18 protein-coding genes are annotated in these 21,793 nt (G+C 62.0%); 10 read left to right on the top strand and 8 right to left on the bottom strand.

Features of this window, described 5'->3' with window-relative positions; translation table 11 throughout:
* Positions 1–64: 64 nt before the first annotated feature.
* The gene (locus AC3WTO_RS04905) at positions 65–403 is read left to right on the top strand and encodes a hypothetical protein (protein ID WP_492459557.1); all 339 of its coding nucleotides are present in this window, start codon (positions 65–67) and stop codon (positions 401–403) included.
* A 46-nt stretch (positions 404–449) separates the two neighbouring features.
* Here the strand turns inward: AC3WTO_RS04905 and AC3WTO_RS04900 are convergent, their stop codons facing one another.
* On the bottom strand, positions 450–1,031 hold the full coding sequence (locus AC3WTO_RS04900; RefSeq protein WP_492459556.1) for an NUDIX domain-containing protein: 582 nt from the start codon (positions 1,029–1,031) through the stop codon (positions 450–452).
* 155 nt (positions 1,032–1,186) lie between these two features.
* On the opposite strand from AC3WTO_RS04900, the gene AC3WTO_RS04895 reads away from it, so the two are divergent.
* Both AC3WTO_RS04895 and AC3WTO_RS04890 read left to right on the top strand, forming a co-directional pair.
* A complete protein-coding gene (locus AC3WTO_RS04895) occupies positions 1,187–2,290 on the top strand; it encodes an NADH:flavin oxidoreductase/NADH oxidase (RefSeq protein WP_492459555.1) in 1,104 nt (367 codons plus the stop codon).
* A gap of 301 nt (positions 2,291–2,591) precedes the next feature.
* Entirely contained in the window at positions 2,592–2,843 is a 252-nt protein-coding gene (locus AC3WTO_RS04890) for a DUF2188 domain-containing protein (RefSeq protein ID WP_492459554.1), read from the top strand.
* 31 nt (positions 2,844–2,874) lie between these two features.
* Here the strand turns inward: AC3WTO_RS04890 and AC3WTO_RS04885 are convergent, their stop codons facing one another.
* The 4 genes from AC3WTO_RS04885 to wrbA all read right to left on the bottom strand — a co-directional run bounded on the left by AC3WTO_RS04885 (position 2,875) and on the right by wrbA (position 6,104).
* Positions 2,875–3,855 (bottom strand): alpha/beta fold hydrolase, encoded by a 981-nt coding sequence (locus AC3WTO_RS04885; protein WP_492459553.1) that lies wholly within the window; start codon positions 3,853–3,855, stop codon positions 2,875–2,877.
* A 317-nt stretch (positions 3,856–4,172) separates the two neighbouring features.
* The gene (locus tag AC3WTO_RS04880; protein WP_492459552.1) at positions 4,173–4,556 is read right to left on the bottom strand and encodes a hypothetical protein; all 384 of its coding nucleotides are present in this window, start codon (positions 4,554–4,556) and stop codon (positions 4,173–4,175) included.
* A gap of 273 nt (positions 4,557–4,829) precedes the next feature.
* Positions 4,830–5,252 carry a hypothetical protein gene (locus tag AC3WTO_RS04875; RefSeq protein ID WP_492459551.1) on the bottom strand — a complete coding sequence of 141 codons (423 nt, stop codon included), beginning with the start codon at positions 5,250–5,252 and terminating at the stop codon, positions 4,830–4,832.
* 252 nt (positions 5,253–5,504) lie between these two features.
* On the bottom strand, positions 5,505–6,104 hold the full coding sequence (gene wrbA / locus AC3WTO_RS04870) for an NAD(P)H:quinone oxidoreductase type IV (RefSeq protein ID WP_492459550.1): 600 nt from the start codon (positions 6,102–6,104) through the stop codon (positions 5,505–5,507).
* Positions 6,105–6,280: 176 nt separating this feature from the next.
* Here wrbA and AC3WTO_RS04865 point away from each other — a divergent pair, with 176 nt between their 5' ends.
* The 4 genes from AC3WTO_RS04865 to AC3WTO_RS04850 all read left to right on the top strand — a co-directional run bounded on the left by AC3WTO_RS04865 (position 6,281) and on the right by AC3WTO_RS04850 (position 9,437).
* Positions 6,281–7,021 (top strand): competence/damage-inducible protein A, encoded by a 741-nt coding sequence (locus tag AC3WTO_RS04865; protein ID WP_492459549.1) that lies wholly within the window; start codon positions 6,281–6,283, stop codon positions 7,019–7,021.
* A 116-nt stretch (positions 7,022–7,137) separates the two neighbouring features.
* The gene (locus AC3WTO_RS04860; RefSeq protein WP_492459548.1) at positions 7,138–7,968 is read left to right on the top strand and encodes a universal stress protein; all 831 of its coding nucleotides are present in this window, start codon (positions 7,138–7,140) and stop codon (positions 7,966–7,968) included.
* Positions 7,969–8,184: 216 nt separating this feature from the next.
* Positions 8,185–8,682: a xanthine phosphoribosyltransferase gene (gene gpt, locus AC3WTO_RS04855; protein WP_492459547.1), complete on the top strand. Its 498-nt coding sequence runs from the start codon at positions 8,185–8,187 to the stop codon at positions 8,680–8,682.
* Between the two features lie 263 nt (positions 8,683–8,945).
* On the top strand, positions 8,946–9,437 hold the full coding sequence (locus AC3WTO_RS04850; protein WP_492459546.1) for an NUDIX hydrolase: 492 nt from the start codon (positions 8,946–8,948) through the stop codon (positions 9,435–9,437).
* A 63-nt stretch (positions 9,438–9,500) separates the two neighbouring features.
* On the opposite strand, the gene AC3WTO_RS04845 is transcribed toward AC3WTO_RS04850, so the two are convergent.
* Positions 9,501–9,884, bottom strand: a complete 384-nt coding sequence (locus tag AC3WTO_RS04845; protein ID WP_492459545.1) for a hypothetical protein — start codon at positions 9,882–9,884, stop codon at positions 9,501–9,503.
* A 688-nt stretch (positions 9,885–10,572) separates the two neighbouring features.
* Here AC3WTO_RS04845 and AC3WTO_RS04840 point away from each other — a divergent pair.
* The 3 genes from AC3WTO_RS04840 (at position 10,573) to AC3WTO_RS04830 (ending at position 17,448) form a co-directional block, all read left to right on the top strand.
* Positions 10,573–14,346, top strand: a complete 3,774-nt coding sequence (locus tag AC3WTO_RS04840; RefSeq protein ID WP_492459544.1) for a vitamin B12-dependent ribonucleotide reductase — start codon at positions 10,573–10,575, stop codon at positions 14,344–14,346.
* A 308-nt stretch (positions 14,347–14,654) separates the two neighbouring features.
* Entirely contained in the window at positions 14,655–15,740 is a 1,086-nt protein-coding gene (locus AC3WTO_RS04835) for an alpha/beta hydrolase (protein ID WP_492459543.1), read from the top strand.
* A 214-nt stretch (positions 15,741–15,954) separates the two neighbouring features.
* Positions 15,955–17,448: a serine hydrolase domain-containing protein gene (locus AC3WTO_RS04830; RefSeq protein WP_492459542.1), complete on the top strand. Its 1,494-nt coding sequence runs from the start codon at positions 15,955–15,957 to the stop codon at positions 17,446–17,448.
* A 61-nt stretch (positions 17,449–17,509) separates the two neighbouring features.
* On the opposite strand, the gene AC3WTO_RS04825 is transcribed toward AC3WTO_RS04830, so the two are convergent.
* Both AC3WTO_RS04825 and AC3WTO_RS04820 read right to left on the bottom strand, forming a co-directional pair.
* A complete protein-coding gene (locus AC3WTO_RS04825) occupies positions 17,510–20,485 on the bottom strand; it encodes an AsmA family protein (RefSeq protein ID WP_492459541.1) in 2,976 nt (991 codons plus the stop codon).
* A 124-nt stretch (positions 20,486–20,609) separates the two neighbouring features.
* The gene (locus AC3WTO_RS04820; RefSeq protein ID WP_492459540.1) at positions 20,610–21,737 is read right to left on the bottom strand and encodes a DmpA family aminopeptidase; all 1,128 of its coding nucleotides are present in this window, start codon (positions 21,735–21,737) and stop codon (positions 20,610–20,612) included.
* Between the last annotated feature and the right edge of the window lie 56 nt (positions 21,738–21,793).

Below are 21,793 nucleotides of genomic sequence, written 5' to 3'. Positions count from 1 at the left end.
ACCTCACTTTTCCGACACGTGTTCAGCCGTTCCCTTTCGCGAGCGACCTTGCTAGCTTGTCCTCATGAAAGCGATCGCCCGCACGCCTTTGGCAACCGCGTTTCTGCTTGGCCTGCTCCTGCTGGCGGGCTGCGGCTCGATGCGATCGGTCGACCCATCGCAATATGCATCGATGAATTGTGCCGAGCTCAATGTCGCGCTCGGCGAACTGGCGACCGGGGTGACCTCGACCGCGATCAGCCGCGCCAACATTTCGAACACGCGCATCCCGTTCTGGCTACCCGGCGGCCAGAAGGCGGTGTCCGTGCTCAAGGATCGGCGAACCGCGGATATCGAACGCCTCCAGGCGCAGGAAGCAGCCATCGAAGCCAGCCGCAAGCAGCGTTGCCCGCGCGAACTTTGAGGCTCGCGCCGGTGTCGCCCTCCCATGCAGTTTTCCCGCAATTGCTCTAGGCGAACAGGCCAGGATTGAGCTTCAGGTGCTGCAGCAACAAGATTGTCTTGGCATCGATGATGCGTCCGTCCGAGATCGCAGCCAGCGCATCGTCGACCGGCATCTCGAGCACCTCGATGTCCTCGCCCTCGTCCGGCGCGCCTCCGCCTTCGGAAATACGATCCGCGGGTGAGTAGCGCGCAGCAAACAGCCACAGCCGCTCCGTGACGCTGCCCGGGCTCATATAGGGGTTGAACAGAAGCTTCACGTTGTCGAGACGATAGCCCAGTTCCTCTTCCGCTTCCTTGCGGATACAGGTTTCTGCATCGTTCTTGTCGAGCAAGCCGGCACAAACCTCGATCAACGGCTCCTTGTGGCCGGTGACAAAGGCTGGCCAGCGGAACTGTTTGACCAGAAGCACCGTGCCTCGGTCGGGATCGAAGGGCAGAATGGCAGCGCCATCGCCACGATCGTAGGTCTGGCGCACCTGCGTTTCCCAGACACCGTCGCGGCGGCGATAGTCGAAGGTGGTCTTTTTCAGAATGGCCCAGTCGTCGGAAAGGATTTCCTGCGAAAGGATGCGGATGCGGTCGTCCATGCTTGCCTCGTCTTGGGGGATGCGATGGGATAGCGCGCGACAGGTCGGACCGCAATGATGTCCCGCCCGCTGGGCCAAACGGTTGCGTTGCCGACAATCTGGCGGGCAGTGCTGTGCCTGGACTAGAGATAAGACCACGTCGAACTGGAGCCATCATGACAGCCGCCCTCTTCCAACCCATTTCACTTGATGGCCTCGACCTGCCGAACCGCATCGCCGTGGCGCCGATGTGCCAGTATTCGGCCGACGATGGCTCCGCGACCGACTGGCATCTCTACCATTGGATGAACCTCGCGATGTCGGGTGCCGGCATGATCACGGTCGAGATGACCGATGTCGAACGACGTGGTCGCATCTCGCATGGCTGCCTTGGGCTTTATTCGGATCACAACGAGGCGGCGGCCAAACGCACGCTGGACGCGGCGCGCCGCGTGGCGCTGCCGAGAGCCAAGTTCGGCGTGCAGCTTGCCCATGCCGGACGCAAGGCCTCCTGCCAGCGCCCCTGGGAAGGCGGCGGTCCGTTGAAGCCGGAACAGGACCCCTGGCCGATCGTCTCGGCCTCAGCCATCGCCTACGATAACGGCTGGCAGGTGCCGCACGAACTCAGTGACGAGGAAGTGCTCGGCGTCATCCAGCACTTTGCCGATGCGGCACGGCGCGCGGACCGCGCCGGCTTCGACTTCCTCGAACTGCACGCCGCTCACGGCTACCTGATCTTCCAGTTCCTCTCTCCACTCTCCAACCGGCGGACAGACCGCTGGGGCGGATCGCTTGAAAACCGCATGCGCTTCGCGATCGAGGTCGCCAGGGCCGTGAAAGTCGCAGCCCCCAAACTGATGCTCGGTGCCAGGCTTTCGGTGAAGGAATGGGTGGATGGCGGCTTCGATGTGCCGGATGCCATCGAAGTGGCGAAAGCGCTGCAGGACGTCGGTGTTGCCTATCTGTGCTGCTCCAGCGGCGGCAATTCTCCGCTGCAGAAACTGCCGACCGGCGCAGGCTATCAGGTGCATCTCGGCGAAGCGATCCGCAAGGCTGTCGGCATCGCCACGCGGACCGTTGGCCTCATCACCGATCCGAAGCATGCGGATGCGATCGTTGCCGAGGGCAAGGCCGACATCGTGGCCCTTGGGCGGGCATTCCTGGCCGATCCACGCTGGGGTTGGCGCGCAGCCGCGAGCCTCGGCGAGAAGATCCAGCCGGCACCGCAGCTTGCCCGCTCCGTCACCACGATGGAGCACTGGATTCATGACGAAGGCTGAGGCTGGCCCGCGAGCGCATGACCCCGAAAATCGGAATCGATTTTCGGAAAGTGGGGGCGGCCAGCGCCACCCGGGGTGACATGCGTCACCCGGGGTGACATGCGTCACCCGGGGTGACATGCGTCACCCGGGGTGACATGCGTCACCCGTCATGCGCCAAATCAAAGTGCTAGAGCGTCCTTTGCGCATCCGAATGGGCGCGCGGCGCTCTAGTTGCCGGCTAAGGCCGCAAGAGGTTGAAATCCGTCTCAAAGTGCAGGAAAGTCAGGGCTGGAAGGAGTGCCGTCACCGGAGGCTTTTCATGACGAAGTTGACTTACAAGATCGTCGAGCATGATGGGGGGTGGGCCTACAAGGTTGGCGACACCTATTCGGAAACCTTTCCGAGCCATTCGGATGCCTTGCAGGCGGCCCGGATTGCGTCTTCCGAGCAGCAGATCGCCGGCCAGACCGATGGCATCGAATATGAGGATGCCGATGGCAAATGGCATTCGGAGCTCGCAGACGGACGCGACCGCCCGGAAACAGAGGTACGGGACGATTCTGCTGCCTGACAGCCGAGCAACCGAAGTGTTCCAGCCAAAATCAGGCTGAAACACGATTAGCGAAGGCACGCTCCGCGATACGACGGATGAAAGCAGCCACCTGCTCCGGGCCGATGAATTGAGGCATGTGGCCGAGATTTTCGGCGATCTCCAGGTCCAGCCCCGCGATCTTCTCCTTGACCGGCGTGCCTTGCACCGCGAGCGTGATGATGGGGTCAACCCCGCCGAACAGCAGTCCGGACGGCACCTTGATCTCGCTGTAGCGCTCCGACAGGCGCGGCAGGTCCATCTCGATCACGGCAAAATCGGTGGCACTGGCGTAATAGTGACTGGGGCGCAGCCCGATATAGCCACCATTCTCGGTCATGTAGTTTTGCGGCGGCGTATGTGGCGCGAAGATCAGCGCCATCGTCTTCATGCCGTATTTCAGCCCAGCCGGCGCGGAAACCGTATGCGCAAGAATGAAACGCTTCAGCGGTGAAGAGACGAACAGCGCCTTGAATTCCGGGCGAAGGTCGACCTCTTTGTGGGTGAGCGCCGCCAGGAGCACCAGGCCTGAGATGGCTTGCGGATGTTCGACCGCGATCGCAAGCGCCACCGCACCACCCAGCGAATGGCCGACGATCACTGGTTTTTCGAGACCGAGCTTTTCCATGAAGGCGCAGACGATATCGGCCTGCTCGGGCAAGCGCCCCGTCGAGCCGCGGGCGCGTGTCGAATAGCCGGAACCCGGCCGGTCGAGCGCTATCAGCCGATAACCCGGCCCGAACACCCGGAACAGCGGATGCGTAAAATGGTGCAGTTGCGCGCCGAGGCCATGCAGGAAAACGATCGGTGGCCCCTCTCCGACATCGACATAGTGGATACGGTTGCCCTTGATGTCGATGAATTTGCCGGCCGGCGGCATGGTGCGCTCGACCCAGGCGACGATGCGGCGTGTCTTGAAAACGAAGAAACCGACGACGGCGAGAGCCGCCAGGACCACTGCGGCAAGCAGCCAAAGAAACACGGTCAGCAACATCAGCGATCTCTAATCCAGACGTCGTTGCATATCGGCGTCCGTAGATGGCCGCTGTCAAGAGAAGCCTTCTTCGTCTGGATCAGTGCGTTGGAATGGAACTGCGGCGGGGAACAATTCGCCCTTCTCGCGCCAGTGCAAGCTCGGAGAAAATGCAGAAATCCGAGCTGTTGCCAGCCCGGATTTCCCGCTGGTCCGTAAAGCCCTGCCCAGGAACCAGACCACACCGCATCAGAATAGCGGGGGAAATGCGGTCGTGGCATACGGCAAATGCCGTATTTCGGACTGCCTTTTTGAGAAAATACCGTCGGCTCTGGCTGCTAGCGTGGGAAATTGGCTTCGTAGCCGGCAGGATAATAGCCGCCATCATCGCCATTGCCGAACAACTGGCCTTCACCACTTGCATTGCGCAGGCGCTGCGAGATGTCGTCGAGCCGTGCAAGCAACTCACGTGAACCGTTGCCGCGTGCCGCCTCGTTGCGAACGCTCAGCGCCTCGGCCTCCAGTTCTCGTGCCTTGGCCGCATCGACGAATTTCAGCCTGGCGGCGCTGCGGGCGCCCTGACTGACACCTTCTGCCTGGTTGTAGATTGCCCGCGCCGTGATGTCGTTCGGGGCTGCGGGGCGCTCTGCCGCCAGCGCGCCGTTGGCGATCGGGACCAAAGCGACGATCGTCGCGATAAGAAAAGTCCTGGAAGAAGACATGATTGTTCCTTGGAATGCACTGCACCGTCGTTCGACGAACGGTGCCGCTGCCGGATCGTCAAGTTCCACCTGTCGCGATTGCCGCCGGAAGTTCCCGATCCGCCAGCATTCAATGCCTCAGGCACACCAGCGTTCCGCACTCACACAAATATTACCGATGGCGGCTAACCAACGCTCCGGACAAAATCATGCCGGCCCCACGGGTCATGCCCACGAAGCCGGCATATTCTTCGCTGCTGACAGCGATGTCTTCAGAAAGACCCGGCGATGCGCCTATCGCGGGAAGCTTGAGCTGTATCCGTCCGGATAATATCCACCGTCGCCGCCATTGCCGTTGGGCGTTGCTTCGCCGGTCGCGGCGCGAAGGCTTTGCGAGACGTCATCGAGGCGGGCAAGCAATTGCCTCGAACCGTCGCCACGCGCGGCCTCGGCGCGGATCTGACGCACATCCGATGCCAGCTCACGTGCCTTCGAGGCGTCGATCAGGTTGAGCCGCTCGGCATCGCGGATACCTTGTCCGACGCCATCTGCCTGGTTGTAGATCGTCCGCGCCATGCTGCTGTCGGAACTCGATATTGCGGCGTCGTGAGCCGCGCCGCGCGCATGCCGGTGTTCGGCTGCAAATGCGCCGCCCGCGATCGGAATGACTGCGACGACGGAGGCGACGAGAAGCAGTCTTGATGAGAAGGAAGACATGGTTGTTCCTCTTGAATTGAGAACAAGCAACGTCCGCTCCGCAGCCCGTTCCGCTGCTGGACCGTCTGGTTCCACCTGTCGCGATTAGCTGTGCTCGCCGGAAGTTCCCGATCCGCGGGAAGGAAATGCGTCGGGAGAAACGGCGTTCCAGCCTCACGGAAATATCATCGGCCGTGATGAAACCGGCCCCTTTCACGCAAAGCGGGCGGCCCTTGTGAGCCGCCCGCCTGCCAAATGCCAGCCGTGAGACGCTCAGCCGTGCAGCTTGGCAGTGATTTCGGCCACGCGCTTGCCCTGGAAACGCGCGCCTTCCAGTTCCTGCGCCGAAGGCTGGCGCGAGCCGTCGCCATCCGCTGTGGTGGTCATGCCGTAAGGGGCGCCGCCGCGCACGACATCATTGCCCATCTGGCCCTGATACGCATAGGAAAGCGGCACGATGATCATGCCGTGATGCTGCATCAGCACCTGGGCATTGATCAGCGCCAGTTCCGCGCCACCATGCTGGGTCGCGGTCGAAACCATCACCGATCCAACCTTGTTGAGCAGCGCACCCTTGGCCCACAACGGACCGGTCTGGTCGAGAAAGTTCTTCATCTGGGCAGCCATGGCGCCGTAACGCGTGGCGGTGCCCAGGATGATGGCATCGTAATTTTCCAGTTCGAGCGGATCGGCGATCGGCGCTTCCTGGTCGAGCTTGTAGTAAGCCGCCTTGGCGACAGCTTCCGGTACCAGTTCGGGCACCCGCTTGATGGTCACGTCGGCGCCGGCTTCCCGCGCACCTTCGGCAGCGGCCTTCGCCATCTGCTCCATATGGCCCCAGCTCGAATAGTAAAGCACCAATACCTTTGCCATGCCGTATCTCCGAATGATTGGATCGCAGGAACGCCCTCGTTCCGTTGCGACGCAATCTAGTGTTCGGACCGTTCACCGGAAGCCGCCAAATCTGACACGCACTGTTCACCGTTTCAGGAGCATTGCCCGCGTCCGGCCGCCGCGCTATTCGACAGCGACCCAATCCGGAGTGCGCCATGCCAGACATTGTAACAGCCGCCATGATCGTCATCGGCGACGAGATCCTGTCGGGGCGCACCAAGGACAAAAACATCGGCCACCTTGCCGATATGATGACGGCGATCGGCATCGATCTCAAGGAAGTCCGCGTCGTGCCCGACGAGGAGGACGAGATCGTCACGGCGGTCAACGCGCTGCGTGCCCGCTACACCTATGTCTTCACCACCGGCGGCATTGGCCCGACCCATGACGACATCACCGCCGATTCCATCGCCAAAGCATTTGGCGTGCCTTGCGAATATGACGCCAGGGCGCTCGCCATGCTTGCGGAGAGTTACGAGAAGCGCGGCATCGAATTCAACGAGGCGCGCAAGCGCATGGCGCGCATGCCGCGCGGCGCCGAACACATCGACAACCCTGTTTCGGTCGCGCCGGGTTTCCGCATCGGCAATGTCCATGTCATGGCCGGGGTGCCGTCGATCTTCCAGGCAATGCTGGACAATGTCGTGCCGACGCTGAGGACCGGAACCAAGCTGCTTTCGGCCACGGTGCAGTGTCCCTATGGCGAGGGCCGCATCGGCGGCCCGCTCGGTGAAATCCAGAAAGCGCATCCCGACACCATCATCGGCTCCTATCCGAAATATGCCGACGGCACGTTCTGGACGGAACTGGTGGTGCGCGCCCGTTCGCCGGAGGTGCTGGAGACGGTGCGGGCCGAAATCGAAGCCATGGTGGCGGGACTGGCCCAGGAAGGCTGAGCCCGCTGGCCGACCGGGAACCTGTCCTATATCCTCGACGTTCTGGTGATATCTGAGCCAGTGCTGAAATGTCCGGTGTGGGCCCGGCAGTGGACGGAAAGCGCAGGAGGTTTCCCATGTCGTTCAAGACCATCGTCGCCATCGTACAAAGCGAACAGGATGCGGAGCGCGTTCTGGACGGCGCGGTGGCGCTGGCCTCCCGCTTCAAGGCACATGTCATCGGCGTCCATGCCGAAGCGCTGCCGATGCCATACACTTCGGCCACCGGCTTCCCGGACACCGAATTCATGCAGGTCTCGGCCGATCTCAACAAGGAACGATCGGCGAAACTGCGTACCGTCTTCCAGAAGAAATTGCAGCCGTCCGGCCTGTCCTTCGAATGGCGTGCCGAAGAGACATTTTCGGGCGACAGCGCGCTTTCCAGCCTCGCCAGCGTGCGCACCGCGGACATTGTGGTCGCGGCACAGCGCGATGCCGACAGCGACACCAATGCCGATATCGGTTCGCTCGTCTACGATGCCGGCCGACCGGTGCTTGTGGTTCCCCACACCGGCCCCATCGCTGCCAGCTTCCGCCATGTGATGCTGGCCTGGAACGGCAGCCGCGAGGCTGCGCGCGCCGCCTTCGACGCCCTGCCCTTCATGATCGAAGCCGAAAAGGTCGAGATCTTCGTGGTCGACCCTGGCGAGGACAGCGACGAGGAAGGCCTCGGCGGTGCCGGAATTGCAGCAGCCCTGAGCCGTCACGGCGTAAAGGCGAGCGTTGCGACACGGCAAACAAAGGGTGGCACCGTCGAGGATGCCGTTCAGAACCGGCTTGTCGAAACCGGGGCGGATCTGATCGTCATCGGAGCCTACAGCCATTCCTGGCTGCACCGGCTGCTCTATGGCGGCGTGACGAGGACCGTGCTGCGCTCCTCGCCGGTGACAGCTTTCCTGTCGCGGTGACGATCGCCTTCCGGACAGTCGTCAAATCGCATCTTGCGACACTTCAGTACCGGCGCTTCGGCACATTGGCCGGCGTGCTCGTGTCATCGCCGTGGATATCCTGGCACCCGACCATCGTACAAACCGCACGCCTCTTGCCAAGGGCGCGGCTTTCCGGCTAATTCCGCCCGCATTCCTCAAATCCTGCGCGCGACCGGCGCGCCTGCGGAGTGCGCGATGTCCCTTCCCGAAAAGGCCTTTCCAGTTTCCTGGGATCAGTTCCACCGCGACGCGCGTGCGCTCGCCTGGCGGCTATCCGGCGTGAACGGGCAATGGAAGGCAATCGTATGCATCACCCGCGGCGGCCTGGTGCCAGCGGCTATCATCTCGCGTGAGCTCGGCATTCGGATCATCGAGACGGTGTGTATCGCCTCCTATCACGACTACACGTCGCAAGGTCAGCTTCAGGTGCTGAAACAGGTCGAACCATCTTTGCTCGTCGAAGAAGGCGCAGGCGTCCTGATCATCGACGACCTCACCGACACCGGCAAAACCGCCGGCATCGTTCGCGCGATGATGCCAAAGGCGCATTTCGCCACCGTCTATGCCAAGCCGAAAGGCCGCCCGCTGGTCGACACTTTCGTGACCGAAGTCAGCCAGGACACCTGGATCTACTTCCCCTGGGATATGGGTTTCACCTACCAGAAGCCGATCGCCGACGACCACGCCGGCTAGAACCGGTCAGGTTTTCGTTCTCACTTTCGTTCTGTTTCGGATGCCCGGCACCCGAATCAGACCTGCGATTGCGCGCCGATCATTTGCTGCAAGGCCCCCGCAAGGCGGCTTTGCACTGTTTTGTGCCCGACCTTTCACAATTTTTTCCGTCCTTACCCCTGTTTTCGGGGAGTTATGTGCGGTTTTTACTTTTGTTTCGCAAAATAGCGCCCATATTTCGTGAGACGGCAAAGAAGTTTCGGTTTCTTGGCGGCGGCTTTCGAATGTTGAACGGACCTCTAGCGAACGCCAGTCTGGCTGAAAGGGTGAGAAAACTTTTCGGCACGGTTCCGTTGCGCCTGCAGGTCGCCGCATTGCCCTGGCGCCGGCACCATCGCTCCGTCGAAGTGATGCTCATCACCAGCCGTGACACCGGCCGCTGGGTCCTGCCCAAAGGCTGGCCGGAAGCGCGCGAACCCTTGTGTGAGGCCGCGGCGCGCGAGGCCGGTGAGGAAGCCGGCCTGACAGGCACCATATCGACCCTCGAAGTCGGCCGTTATTTCTACGCCAAAGCCCTGTCAACCGGACAGCAGGTGCCTTGCGAGGTGCTTGTCTTTCCACTCAAGGTCGTCGATGTCGCCACCAAGTGGAAGGAGCGGCATGAACGCGAGCGCAAATGGGTGACACCGACCCAGGCAGCCCGCATGGTCAATGAGCCGGATCTCGGCCTGATCATCGCTCACTTCGGCGAGAACCCGAAGCGCTTCGCAGCCTGAACCGCGGCAAGGCTGACTTCAGCCTGCCCGCCCTGTGCGGAACGGTTGCCTTTCGCGATGGGATCAGGCGGTTTCGCCGAGGGGTGCCGAGCGCTTCTGGGAACCACCGCCTGACGAGGCTGTGGTGCCGGACCATTCGCGCAGCATCTTGAGGGCCGCTGCCTTCAGCGGCTTCCATTCGAGTTCGCCGCCTTCGCGCAATTCGTCATCCCACTGCTGGGACAGGGCGACATGCTCGAAACCGCATTCCGAGTCGTCCTCGTTCAACGGCCATTGTGTCTGCGTCGCGCCCGGGACCAGCAGGCCGCCCATCGGCGCGAGCGCATAGTCGCAGATCGACGGGTCGCAGCATTCGTCGACCAGCGCAGCGAGCAATATGAGTGATGGCGCAACAAACAGCCCAACGACCTCGCGGTCGCCAGACTTGCGGACGAAATAGGCCTTCAACTGTCACCCCAGTCGCGTGACGGCTGTTCCCTCTCAGCCATATTCCCCCGCGCCTCTTTTACGCGTGCGAGCCAAACAAGCAAGCCGTCGCGTAGAAATTCCTGATGCCGACGATCATTTTGCCGGGAGAGCTTTCTCCCCATTATCCACATATGTGACACACAATATGTTGGGGTCACAAAATCTACAAAAACGAACTCTTGACGCCCCGGGGCGAGTCGACTTTTATAGGTCATGTGCTCGCGTTTCGGGCGCGACCGGAAAGTTTCGAGCCCGGTCTTTTTCCCAGGAATTTGTGCGTTTTCGCCCGTTTTCCGCCTTAACCACTAGGCCGGCGGAGGCGTGGCATTTGTCGGGCGCGAAACACCGAAGAGGAGACTTTTACGGCTGGAATAAATGACCTGTTAACACTATATTTAGTGTTTGCAGGCAGTCTCGGCCCTAGATAATGTGAAGAACCCTCCGATGAGGGAATCGAAATTTTTCAGATCAAAGAGACCCGCGCGGGTCTGCCGACAAGCTGAACGAGGCTTCGCAAGAAGCGGAATGAAGCAGGGCGGCGACAGGGCGCGGCAAGGAACACCGGTTGTTGCGAGGCAGCCGGAAAGCTGGGGCGTGCGCTTTTTGGAAAGGGATCGGGCAAACACCCGCAAAAAGCGCTATATATAGATAAGAAGGAACCACAACGATGCGCATTGAGCGGCGTTTCACCAAGCCAGGACAATCGGCTTATGCGGAGATCGAATTCCGCAAAGCACTTTCCGAGATCAAGAATCCGGATGGTTCCGTGGTGTTCCGCCTCGACAACATCGACGTGCCCGCGCAGTTCTCGCAGGTCGCAGCCGACATCCTGGCACAGAAGTACTTCCGCAAGGCCGGCGTTCCGGCGCGCCTGAAGAAGGTCGAGGAAAACGACGTCCCCTCTTTCCTCTGGCGTTCAGTCGCTGACGAAGCCGAGCTGGCCAAACTGCCCGAAAACGAGCGCTATGGTTCCGAGCGCGATGCCCGTCAGGTTTTCGACCGTCTTGCCGGCACCTGGACCTACTGGGGCTGGAAGGGCGGCTATTTCGCGTCCGAGGAAGACGCAGCCGCTTTCCGTGACGAACTCGCCTATATGCTCGCCACCCAGCGCGTTGCGCCCAATTCGCCGCAGTGGTTCAACACCGGCCTGCACTGGGCCTATGGCATCGATGGCCCCGGCCAGGGCCACTATTATGTCGACCCGTTCACCGGCAAGCTGACCAAGTCGAAGTCCGCCTACGAACACCCGCAGCCGCATGCCTGCTTCATCCAGTCGGTTGGCGACGACCTCGTCAATGAAGGCGGCATCATGGACCTGTGGGTGCGTGAGGCACGCCTGTTCAAATACGGCTCCGGCACCGGCTCGAACTTCTCCTATCTGCGTGGCGAAGGCGAAAAGCTGTCCGGCGGCGGCAAGTCGTCCGGCCTGATGAGCTTCCTGAAGATCGGCGACCGCGCAGCGGGCGCAATCAAGTCGGGCGGCACGACGCGGCGCGCCGCCAAGATGGTCATCGTCGACGCCGACCACCCCGACATCGAAGCCTTCATCGACTGGAAGGTGAAGGAAGAGCAGAAGGTCGCCTCGCTGGTCGCCGGCTCCAAGATCGTCAAGAAGCACCTCGACGCCATCATGAAGGCCTGCGTCAACTGCGAAGGCCAGGATGACGACTGCTTCGACCCGGCCATCAACACCGCGCTGAAGCGCGAGATCAAGGCCGCCAAGAAGAACGCCGTGCCGGAGAACTACGTCCAGCGCGTCATCCAGTTTGCGCGCCAGGGCTACACCGCGCTCGATTTCAAGACCTACGACACCGACTGGGATTCGGAAGCTTATCTCACCGTCTCCGGCCAGAATTCGAACAACTCGGTCTCTTTGAAGGACGACTTCCTGCGCTCCGTCGAAGCCGATGGCGACTGGCACCTGACCGCCCGCAAGGACGGCAAGGTCCTGAAGACGCTGAAGGCGCGGGATCTGTGGGAAAAGATCGGCTACGCCGCCTGGGCTTCGGCTGATCCGGGCCTGCATTTCAACACCACGATGAACGACTGGCACACCTGTGCGTCGGCCGGTGCCATCCGCGCTTCGAACCCGTGCTCGGAATACATGTTCCTCGACGACACGGCCTGCAATCTCGCCTCGATCAACCTTCTGCCCTACCGCCAGAACAACGGCGCGATCGACATCGCAGCCTACGAGCACACCGCTCGCCTGTGGACCATCGTGCTCGAAATCTCGGTGATGATGGCGCAGTTCCCGTCCAAGGAGATCGCCAAGCTCTCCTATGACTACCGCACGCTCGGCCTCGGCTACGCCAACATCGGCGGCCTGCTGATGACGTCCGGCATTCCTTACGACTCGGCGGAAGGCCGCGCCATCTGCGCAGCACTGACGGCGATCATGACCGGCGTCGCCTACGCCACCTCGGCCGAAATGGCCGCCGAACTCGGCGCCTTCCCGGACTATGACCGCAACGCCGTCAACATGCTGCGCGTCATGCGCAACCATCGCCGTGCCGCCTATGGCGACAAGGACGGTTACGAGAAGCTGGCCGTCAATCCGGTTCCGCTCGTCCATGCCGACCTGACTCAGGCCGAACTCGGCCAGCATGCCAAGGCTGCCTGGGATCGCGCCATCGAACTCGGCGAAGAGCACGGCTACCGCAACGCGCAGGCGACCGTGATCGCACCGACCGGCACGATCGGCCTGGTGATGGATTGCGACACCACCGGCATCGAACCCGATTTCGCGCTGGTGAAGTTCAAGAAGCTGGCCGGCGGCGGTTATTTCAAGATTATCAACCGCGCCGTTCCGGAAGCGCTGCGCACGCTCGGCTATGCCGAAAACCAGATCGCCGAGATCGAGGCCTATGCCGTCGGCCATGGCAACCTCAACCAGGCGCCGGGCATCAATCCGTCGTCGCTGAAGGCCAAGGGCTTCACCGACGATAAGATCGAGGCGCTGAATGCGGCCCTCAAGAGCGCCTTCGACATCAAGTTCGTCTTCAACCAGTGGACGCTCGGCGCCGACTGGGTGAAGGAGACCTTCGGCTTCACCGACGAGCAGCTCGGCGATTTCTCCTTCGAAATGCTGCCGGCACTGGGCTTCTCCAGGAAAGAGATCGAAGCCGCCAACGTCCATGTCTGCGGTGCGATGACGCTGGAAGGCGCGCCGTTCCTGAAGGTCGAGCACTATGCGGTGTTCGATTGCGCCAACCCGTGCGGCAAGATCGGCAAGCGCTACCTGTCGGTGGAAAGCCACATCCACATGATGGCCGCCGCGCAGCCGTTCATCTCGGGTGCTATCTCCAAGACCATCAACATGCCGAACGAAGCGACGGTCGAAGACGCCAAGAGCGCCTACATGCTGTCGTGGAAGCTGGCGCTGAAGGCCAATGCGCTCTACCGAGACGGCTCGAAGCTGTCGCAGCCGCTCAACGCCTCGCTCATCGCCGATGACGACGAGGACGAAGACGATGCCATCGAGGCGCTGATCGCAGCACCCGCCGCCGCCAAGGCCGTGCAGGTGACGGAAAAGATTGTCGAGCGCGTCGTGGAACGCCTCTACCGCGACCGCGAGAAGCTGCCGAACCGTCGCAAGGGCTACACCCAGAAAGCGATCGTCGGTGGCCACAAGGTCTACCTGCGCACCGGCGAATTCGATGACGGCCGTCTCGGCGAGATCTTCATCGACATGCACAAGGAAGGCGCTGCCTTCCGCGCCATGATGAACAACTTCGCCATCGCCATCTCGCTGGGTCTCCAGTACGGCGTGCCGCTGGACGAGTATGTCGAGGCCTTCACCTTCACCAAGTTCGAGCCGGCCGGCATGGTCGTCGGCAACGACGCCATCAAGAATGCCACCTCGATCCTCGACTACGTGTTCCGCGAACTGGCTGTTTCATACCTGTCACGCCACGACCTCGCCCATGTCGATCAGTCGGACCTCGACAAGACTTCGCTCGGCAAAGGCATCACCGAAGGCAAGACGACGCCTTTCTCCAAGGGTCTCTATCGCGGCGCCTCGCCGGTGAAGTTGGTGTCGAACCTCGGCGCCGAGCCGAAGGGTTTCGGTGGCAGCCCGGCACCGGCCGCCCCTGCCCGCCCGGCGTCGACCGCCTTCGCCGGCTCCAACGTGCTGGCGCTGAAGCCGAGCGCCGAAGACGCGCTCGCCTACAAGCGCGATTATGAGGAGCGCGCCAAGGAACTGGCCGAGGACATCGCCTTCGAAGAGGTGGAAGAAACCGCGACTTCGGCACTGTTCACCGACGCGGCCGCACAGGAAGTCGCCGAGGCCAAGAAGCTAGCCGCCGACCGCCGCGCCAAGTCGCTGCTGCAGGGTTACACCGGCAACAGCTGCTCGGAGTGCCAGAACTTCACGATGGTGCGCAACGGCACCTGCGAGAAGTGCGACACCTGCGGCGCCACCAGCGGGTGCAGCTGAGTCGCAATGTTTGATGGGGCTGCTGCATAGGCACCCATAATTTTCCATCTCAGGCAAAAATCAGCCCCTGCCACGCGGCGGGGGCTTTTTTGATGGCCTCGAATCGAGGCTTCATCGAGCGCACGACACTGCCGGTGTCGGATAGGATCACCGAGGCGGCACCGCTCTATGAGCGCATTAAGTGACATGTCGATCGTTTGTTTGATGAGGCTAGCGTGACATCCTCGACTTCTCGCTTCTTGTGCTGGTTCGTCCTCGTCATAGCGAGCGCAAGCATAACGTCCTGTGCTGGCGGCCCCGGGAGCGCCGTGCTGCATCCGGTTGCCGCCACGGCTAAGGCCGGCTCTACCGTCAATGTCCTGGTTGCCACCACGCGCAAGCGCTCGGAGGCAGACAAGCGCGATTTCACCAATGAGCGCAATTATGGCCTAGCCTATGGATCCTATACGATTTCAGTGCCGGCCAGGCATGTTGCGAACGAGATAGAGTGGCCAAGCAAGTTGCCGGGGAACCCTGCGACCGACTTTGTCGCACTCAAGTCAGCGCCTCTCGACGAGGCAAGCTTCAACCGAAACGTCATTCAAGACGCGAATGGCACCGGCGAAGTCACGGTCTTCGTTCATGGCTACAAGACCAGCTATGAGAGAGCCGTGTTCCGGGCGGCGCAGCTGAAACATGATAGCCGTTTCCCGGACGCGATCGTAGCGTTCGCCTGGCCATCTCGCGATGCGGTTGGCGACTATCTCACAGACCGCGAGAGTGCCACCTTTTCACGTGATTATCTCGAGCAGATGCTGAACAGCCTGGCCCGCACATCCGGGATACGTCGCATCAACATCATCGCGCATTCAATGGGCAATCTGCTTGCCATGGAGACGCTGCGTCAGGCGGCAATACGAGGCAAATCCGCTTTCCTGCCAAAACTCGGCGAGGTTTTCCTAATGTCGCCCGATATCGACCTCGATGTCTTCGCCACCCAACTCGCTGTGATCGGCAAACGCAATCCCCCGATTACGGTCGCTATCTCCGCGGATGACGAGGCCCTGGCGGTTTCACAGTGGCTGTCAGGAGATTTGCCACGCGTCGGCAACGTTCTGATCGAAGACACAAAAGAGACCCACGACACCATCGCGCAGTACGGCCTTAGGGTCATCAACATGTCGGACGCCAACAGCATGGATGCGCTGAACCACAGCAAATTCATAGAACTTCTGCCTTCGCTGAAGCAGATGAGCCGAAACGAAGCGCGCGCCCGTCGTAACCCGATTTCGCGCACCGGCCTCTTCGTCTTCAACACAGCGGGCGCGCTGCTGACACTCCACATCGCCTTGGTTCGGCAATCACGCAGCAATGATTGGCGCGAGGAGCGCTATCGCCAGGCCAGGACGGGGTGAGCCTTAAGGGCTATGGTGCAGGGGTCTTTGCCTGGACGGCCCCTCATCCCGCCACTCAAAATTATCCGAGATTTGACAGCCGAAAGCCTTCCTCGAGCGCGTGGATGTTTTCTAGAACCTCAACGGGACTTCGAAGCAGATTCGGGTGCGCCTGATCCGGCCGGTCCTCTGTCTGTTTTTCGAAACTCTGGTCTGGCTTGAAGGATGTGAAGCGATGCCCCGCCTGAACGAGTTAGCCGAACGCGAAGCCCTTGCCGCCGCCGTGGCGGAGGTCTTTGCGCAACGCGTCGCCAAACAGGCCTGCCCAGGCACACGCTATGTGGTGTTCGATGCTTCCGGGCCGGTGCTGGAAGGCAGCTTCGGCACTGCCGGAGCTGCGGGAACGCCGCCCGGGCCGCACAGCCGCTTCCGCGTCGCTTCCTGCACCAAGAGTTTTACCGCCGCCGCGGTCCTTTTGCTGCGCGACCGCGGGCTGCTGTCGCTGGACACCCCTGTGACGAACTACGTTCCCGAACTTGTTCCGACCCTGCCGGTCGATCAGCCGGAGGCGCCGACACTTCGCATGCTGCTGTCGATGGCCGGCGGCTTTCCGACCGACGATCCGTGGGCCGATCGGCAGGAATCGATCTCCAACGAAACCTTCCGCTCGGTTTTGCGCAACGGTGTCCGCTTCGCGACGGCACCGGGAACGCGCTATGAATACTCCAATCTGGGCTATGCGCTGCTTGGGCAAGTGATCGAAGCCGTCACTGGCCAGTCCTTTCCCGTATTCGTGACCGAGAACCTGCTCAAGCCGCTTGGACTCGACGAAACCGGTTTCGATACCGCCGCCGTCCCGGAAGGCGCGATGGCGACCGGATACCGCAAGGTCGGCGACGAATGGGTGGCACTGCCGTTCAGCGGTCCCGGCGCCTTCTCATCCATTGGCGGCCTCGTCACCACCCCTTCGGACCTGGCGCGGTGGGCAGGCTGGCTGTGCGCGGCCTTCCATCCGCAACGTGACGACGATGGCCCCCTCTCAAGTGCCAGCCGCCGAGAGATGCAGCGCATCCACTGTCCCATCGCCTTCGATGCAAAGGACGAACTGCGGCTGAAGGGCTATGGATACGGTCTGGTGATCGAAGACCACGCGCGCTTCGGCCCGATCATCTCCCACTCCGGCGGATATCCCGGTTTCAGCGCGCATATGCGGTGGAATCCGGCAGCACGCCTCGGCGTCGTCGCGGTCGAGAACGCCACCTATTCGGGCGCCTGGAGCCCGACCGCCGATGCCTTGGTCCTGATCCTGGACGCCTTTGCAGCCATGACCGTGGCCGAAGAGTTGGTGCCCGTCGCCGTCAAACAGCTGGCCGATGGCGTTCAGCGACTGCTGGCAGAAGCCTGGGACGCCAAAACAGCGGATGCCATCTTCCTGGAGAATGTCGCTTTGGATCGCCCCTATGCCGAGCGGGCGCAGGAACTCAGCTCCCTTCGAGAGAAGGCTGGAACCCTGGATCTGACGGCGACGCGCGTCGTGGCCACGGATGTCGGCGCCGTCGACGGAGGCTATGGCCGATTCGAGCTGCGCGTGCCCTGCAGTGCGGGCGAAATCGTCGCGGCGGTGCTGTGCGGTCCTGTCGAGCCGATCAGAGTCCAGACGGTGTCATGGCAAATCCAGCCGAACATCGTGGTCGATCCGGTCGAGGCCGCGAGCGACCAGACGCCCTGATTGGGCCGCCTGAGATCGAGAGCCTGAAGAGATAGAGCGATCCCGCGAACGATGAACCGTTCTATTGCAGGAGCTGATCGAGGATCGTTCCGATCTTGTCTTTCTTCGGCGCTTCCGGTGCAGGCGGCTGGGCAGCCTCCGGAGCCACCTCGCCCCCACCTTCCGTCGGCGTCTCAGCGGGCACCGGATCGGAGGCGCCCTGTTCCGGCTGCTGACCCGGCAAGACGCCGTTGAGGATGTCGGTGAGCCCGGATTTACCGCTTTTGTCCTTGCCGCCCTTGATCAGGTCACCGATGAGGTCGCCGGCACCGGTTTCGCCGGGAAGCAGCTTGTCGAGGTTGAGCTTGCCCGTCGGCAAGCCGAGACGGTTCAGCATTTCGAGCGCGCCCTTCGGGTCCTGCAGCAGTTTGCGCAGGTCGGGATAGATCCGCGGCGCGGACAGCGAGCCGTCGACAATAACAGGCACGCCGATACCCTTCGCGGCGATGTCACCGCCCTGCCCGGAGAGCGAGGCAACGACCCGCGGGTTGAGGTTGATTTCCAGTGTCTGCTCCGCAAGGTCGATCTTGCCGGCACCGTCCATGCGGACAAGCGGGCCGAGCAGGCTGATGTCCTGTGTCTCAGCAACACCGTTTTCGATGGTGAACGACGCGCCAAGTTCGGTGAAGGTGGTCTTCTTGCTGTCATCCGCCTTGAAGCCGCTGGAAAGCAGCCCGGCCAGATTGTTGTAGACTTCCGCGATGTTGATGCCGCGCAATGCACCATCGCTGAGTTTCAGCGAGGCGTTGCCGGCAAGCGATCGCCTCAGCGTTTTGCTGGTCTTTCCGGCCCCCGCGACGACGATGGTCGTATCGAGCCGGCCCTCCAGCTTGTTGAAGCCCGCCGCATCGTTGAACAGCGCCGCGGCGGTAGCGCCCGCAACGGCGAGGTCCAGTTTTATCGCCGGCACGTCGCCGGAGCCGCTCGCCGACATTTTCGCGGCAATGGTGCCGTCGTAGAATGGGCTTTGCGGCAGGTTCAGGTCGGCATCCCCATTCGCCACGACGAGCGTTGTCTTTACCGGACCCGCAAACACCTTGCCGTAGCCGATCCTGTCTGCCGCGACGTCGATCTTGGCGTCCAATCCTTTGAGGAAGGCAAGGTCGATGGGGGCGTCGCTTGGACCGGCCGAACTTTGCTTTCCACTGGCCGCGGTCTTGCCTCCTCCCGTCAGCGCAGCGAAATCGAGCAACGCGAACTGCAGCGAGGTGCGGATGTTGAGCGGCGTGCCAAGCTTGACCGCACCGTCGCCGGACGCCTTGATGCCGTTGAGGCCGATATTGGCCTTCGCGAACGAGACCCCTGCCGGGCTGGCGTCAACAGTGCCCTTGAAGTCGAAATCCTGCAGGCCGCCGGAAGCTCCCTGCCCCAGCCATTGCATAAGCCTGTCGAGCGATGGTGTCGCGGCGGAAACCTGCCCCTTGAACGTGCCTCCGGCACCGACCGTGCCGTTCGCGCTGGCACGCAGCAACTTCGACGTCACGGAGAGGCTGACTGGTCCCGAGGCCTCGGCGATCGATGGGCTCGCAAGGAAATCGGCTGGTGCGACCTGCGACTGGAAAGCGATCTCCTGGCCTTGCCAGGTCAGCTTGCCTGCGACATCGACCGGCTCGGCGATGTCCTGAATTTTCGCGTCGAGGCTCAGGCCGGTGATGTCACCGCCTTTTTGGCCGGCAAGCGCCGCCAGCGGAACCTTGCCCTGGCGGATGCCCACCATGCCCCGCAGGTTGAGGCTTTCGCGTATCTTGCCCGCGTCCAACCCGTGAAAGGCAAAGGACGTGTTCAAGGTTATCTTTCCGGACAGCGGCGCGGTCTGGCCGGCAAGCTTGGCAATGGCGCCGATATCCAGCCCGGAGCTGGTCAGCTTGCCCTGGAACATCGGAGGTGTCTTGCTCACATTGGTTGAGACCGATGCGGCGATATTGCCTGCATCGAGACCCAGATGCTGCAAATTCGCTTCGAGATGCCCGTCGCGCAGGGTCGCTGCAAACTGGACATCGGAGGCGGTCAGCGCACCGCTGACCAATTGATCGATGGTGACGCTGACATCAGCGTCGATGTTCGAAAGCATCGCCAGGCTGGGCTCGCCGGCATCGCCCGGTGCAGATTTCCCGCTTCCGCCACTCGCGAGCGCACCGATGTCGATCCGCTTTGTCGACAGATCGGCAAGGAAGCGATGCGGTTTGCCGGGCTGGAACAGCGCGTCCAGCTGGAAAGACTGGTCGGTGAGCTCGAACTGTCCGCCCCTGATCTGGTAGCCGCCATTCTCGTTCAACCGGATTTCGCCGCTCGCCTTCAGGGAAGAAAGCAGAGGAGACGGTGCGGGCTCGAACTTCGCGTCGAGGGCGAGCTTGGCCGGTTGCCGCTGCAGGATCGGCCTGAGCGCCGAAAGCGTGCCGTCCAGTTGCAGCCGCCGGCCATCCTGTGTCGCCGCCAGTGAGAACACCGCCTCGCGGTCGAGATCCGGCGCCTTCAGATCGACATCGATGGCACCGACGGAGCTTGTCGCCCCGGTTCCGTCAACCGAGCTGAGGCTGCCGTTTTCAATGGTGATCCGATTGACGGCCAGGCGCTCCAGCGTGCTGACAAGGGCCGCGAAAGGATCATTACCCGTTTCGCCGGATGGTGCCGGCTGCGCATTCCCGCCTTCGGCAGACGGTTGAATGGCGATGGCAGGCTCGACCAGCGCGATGGACTGGATTTCCAACTTTTTCGACCACAGCGACGACAGCGTGATCGCGGTCGAAAACCCGGGCACTTTCGCGGACAAATCGCCTGTCGGGGACGAAACGGTGATGTCCTTGGCCACCACGGCCAGACTGGGCAGGAAGGACAGCCGTACCGGTCCGTTCAGGCTGATGTCCATGCCGCTGGCCGACGACAGTTGCCGGCTCAATTCGGACCTGGCCCAATCACTCGAAATCAGGGTTGGAAGGACCAGGAGCAGTCCGACGACGGCCGCGACCACGGCAATCACTGCGACGGCAGCTTTTTTCATATCGATCAGCCAGTTTCACCGGAAGGAATCAGTGCCGGTACAACTTTACATCAGTGCATGCCGGATTTCACAACCGGACGGTCCAAAGCCCGCGACCGGACAGGCCTTGGCCAATCCGTGTCTCTTATCGATTGAGCCGGTTGTACTTCTTCAGCACCTCTTTCAGCCGATCGTGAGGAATGGCGAAGGACACGTTGTCATCGCGCCCGACCATGGTCTCTGCTGCAACCATTGCGTTGATGATCGCTTCTTCCGTCGCGTGCGCCGTCGCTTCTATCAACGGGTTCATCTTGTCGTTCGGCAGCATTTCCAGGGTGGTCGTCTCGTCGCGGCTGAACGCGCCCGGGTTGGCGGTCGAGAAGGTGATGAAGATGTCGCCGCTGCCATTGGCGCCGTTGCCGCCGGTGCGCGCCATCCCGAGCGGGACGCGGCGCGCCAGCCGCTTCAGTTGATGCGGCAGCAGCGGCGCATCGGTCGCGACAACGACGATGATCGAGCCGGTCTCCTCCCGCCGCCATGATGTATCGGGCAACAGGTCGGTGATCTCCTGGCCGACCGGCACGCCCGCGATCGTCAAATCCTTGCGCGAGCCGAAGTTGCCCTGCACCAGCACGCCGACCGTATAGGCACCGTCTTCGTCGGCGAGCTTGCGGGACGCCGTACCGGTACCGCCCTTGAAGTTGAAGAGATTCATGCCGGTGCCGCCACCGACATTGCCTTGCGCGATGGGGCCGGAGACCGCGCGGTCCAACGCTTCGAAGACATGTTGCGGTTTTACATGCATGCCATTGATGTCGTTGAGTATTCCGTCCCAAGTTTCGGCCACCACGGGTAGCAGCCAGTACAGATCGCGGAAATGCGGCCCTTCGAGCCCGCGTTGCACCAACCACGAAATGACGGCATCGCGAACCACGCCGACGCTGTGCGTGTTGGTGATGGTGATCGGCCCCTCCAGAAAGCCGCTCTCCTCGATCCAGGTCGTGCCCGTCATCTCGCCATTGCCATTCAGCGAATACCAGCCGGAAAAGACCGGGTCGAAGCTGTGGCCGCGCGGCAGGATTGCCGTCACGCCGGTGCGGACCGGGCCTTTGCCGGCTTCGAGCTTGCCACTGCCCTCGATGATCGTCGAATAGCCAACCTTGACCCCGGCGACGTCGGTGATGGCATTGTCAGGTCCCGGCGTGCCCACAAAGGGAATTCCAAGATCGCGGGCATTGAGTTTGTGGGCAGATGTCGCCGTGTTCATGTTCATCACTACCATTCGCTGTTGCCTGCTGGCGGTTCTTCGACAGCCGCGCTGGAGCAACT

The organism is Mesorhizobium sp. EU05-FHT14A09 (assembly GCF_058790995.1).
Note: the sequence above shows the minus strand (reverse complement) of the source record. Positions and strands in the feature narration are given on the sequence as shown.

What these genes read in the sequence shown, in the direction of transcription:
- AC3WTO_RS04905 (WP_492459557.1), top strand. Translation starts at nt 65, where the DNA reads ATGAAAGCGATCGCCCGCACGCCTTTGGCAACCGCGTTTCTGCTTGGC.
- AC3WTO_RS04900 (WP_492459556.1), bottom strand. Translation starts at nt 1,031, where the DNA reads ATGGACGACCGCATCCGCATCCTTTCGCAGGAAATCCTTTCCGACGAC.
- AC3WTO_RS04895 (WP_492459555.1), top strand. Translation starts at nt 1,187, where the DNA reads ATGACAGCCGCCCTCTTCCAACCCATTTCACTTGATGGCCTCGACCTG.
- AC3WTO_RS04890 (WP_492459554.1), top strand. Translation starts at nt 2,592, where the DNA reads ATGACGAAGTTGACTTACAAGATCGTCGAGCATGATGGGGGGTGGGCC.
- AC3WTO_RS04885 (WP_492459553.1), bottom strand. Translation starts at nt 3,855, where the DNA reads ATGTTGCTGACCGTGTTTCTTTGGCTGCTTGCCGCAGTGGTCCTGGCG.
- AC3WTO_RS04880 (WP_492459552.1), bottom strand. Translation starts at nt 4,556, where the DNA reads ATGTCTTCTTCCAGGACTTTTCTTATCGCGACGATCGTCGCTTTGGTC.
- AC3WTO_RS04875 (WP_492459551.1), bottom strand. Translation starts at nt 5,252, where the DNA reads ATGTCTTCCTTCTCATCAAGACTGCTTCTCGTCGCCTCCGTCGTCGCA.
- wrbA (WP_492459550.1), bottom strand. Translation starts at nt 6,104, where the DNA reads ATGGCAAAGGTATTGGTGCTTTACTATTCGAGCTGGGGCCATATGGAG.
- AC3WTO_RS04865 (WP_492459549.1), top strand. Translation starts at nt 6,281, where the DNA reads ATGCCAGACATTGTAACAGCCGCCATGATCGTCATCGGCGACGAGATC.
- AC3WTO_RS04860 (WP_492459548.1), top strand. Translation starts at nt 7,138, where the DNA reads ATGTCGTTCAAGACCATCGTCGCCATCGTACAAAGCGAACAGGATGCG.
- gpt (WP_492459547.1), top strand. Translation starts at nt 8,185, where the DNA reads ATGTCCCTTCCCGAAAAGGCCTTTCCAGTTTCCTGGGATCAGTTCCAC.
- AC3WTO_RS04850 (WP_492459546.1), top strand. Translation starts at nt 8,946, where the DNA reads ATGTTGAACGGACCTCTAGCGAACGCCAGTCTGGCTGAAAGGGTGAGA.
- AC3WTO_RS04840 (WP_492459544.1), top strand. Translation starts at nt 10,573, where the DNA reads ATGCGCATTGAGCGGCGTTTCACCAAGCCAGGACAATCGGCTTATGCG.
- AC3WTO_RS04830 (WP_492459542.1), top strand. Translation starts at nt 15,955, where the DNA reads ATGCCCCGCCTGAACGAGTTAGCCGAACGCGAAGCCCTTGCCGCCGCC.
- AC3WTO_RS04825 (WP_492459541.1), bottom strand. Translation starts at nt 20,485, where the DNA reads ATGAAAAAAGCTGCCGTCGCAGTGATTGCCGTGGTCGCGGCCGTCGTC.
- AC3WTO_RS04820 (WP_492459540.1), bottom strand. Translation starts at nt 21,737, where the DNA reads ATGAACATGAACACGGCGACATCTGCCCACAAACTCAATGCCCGCGAT.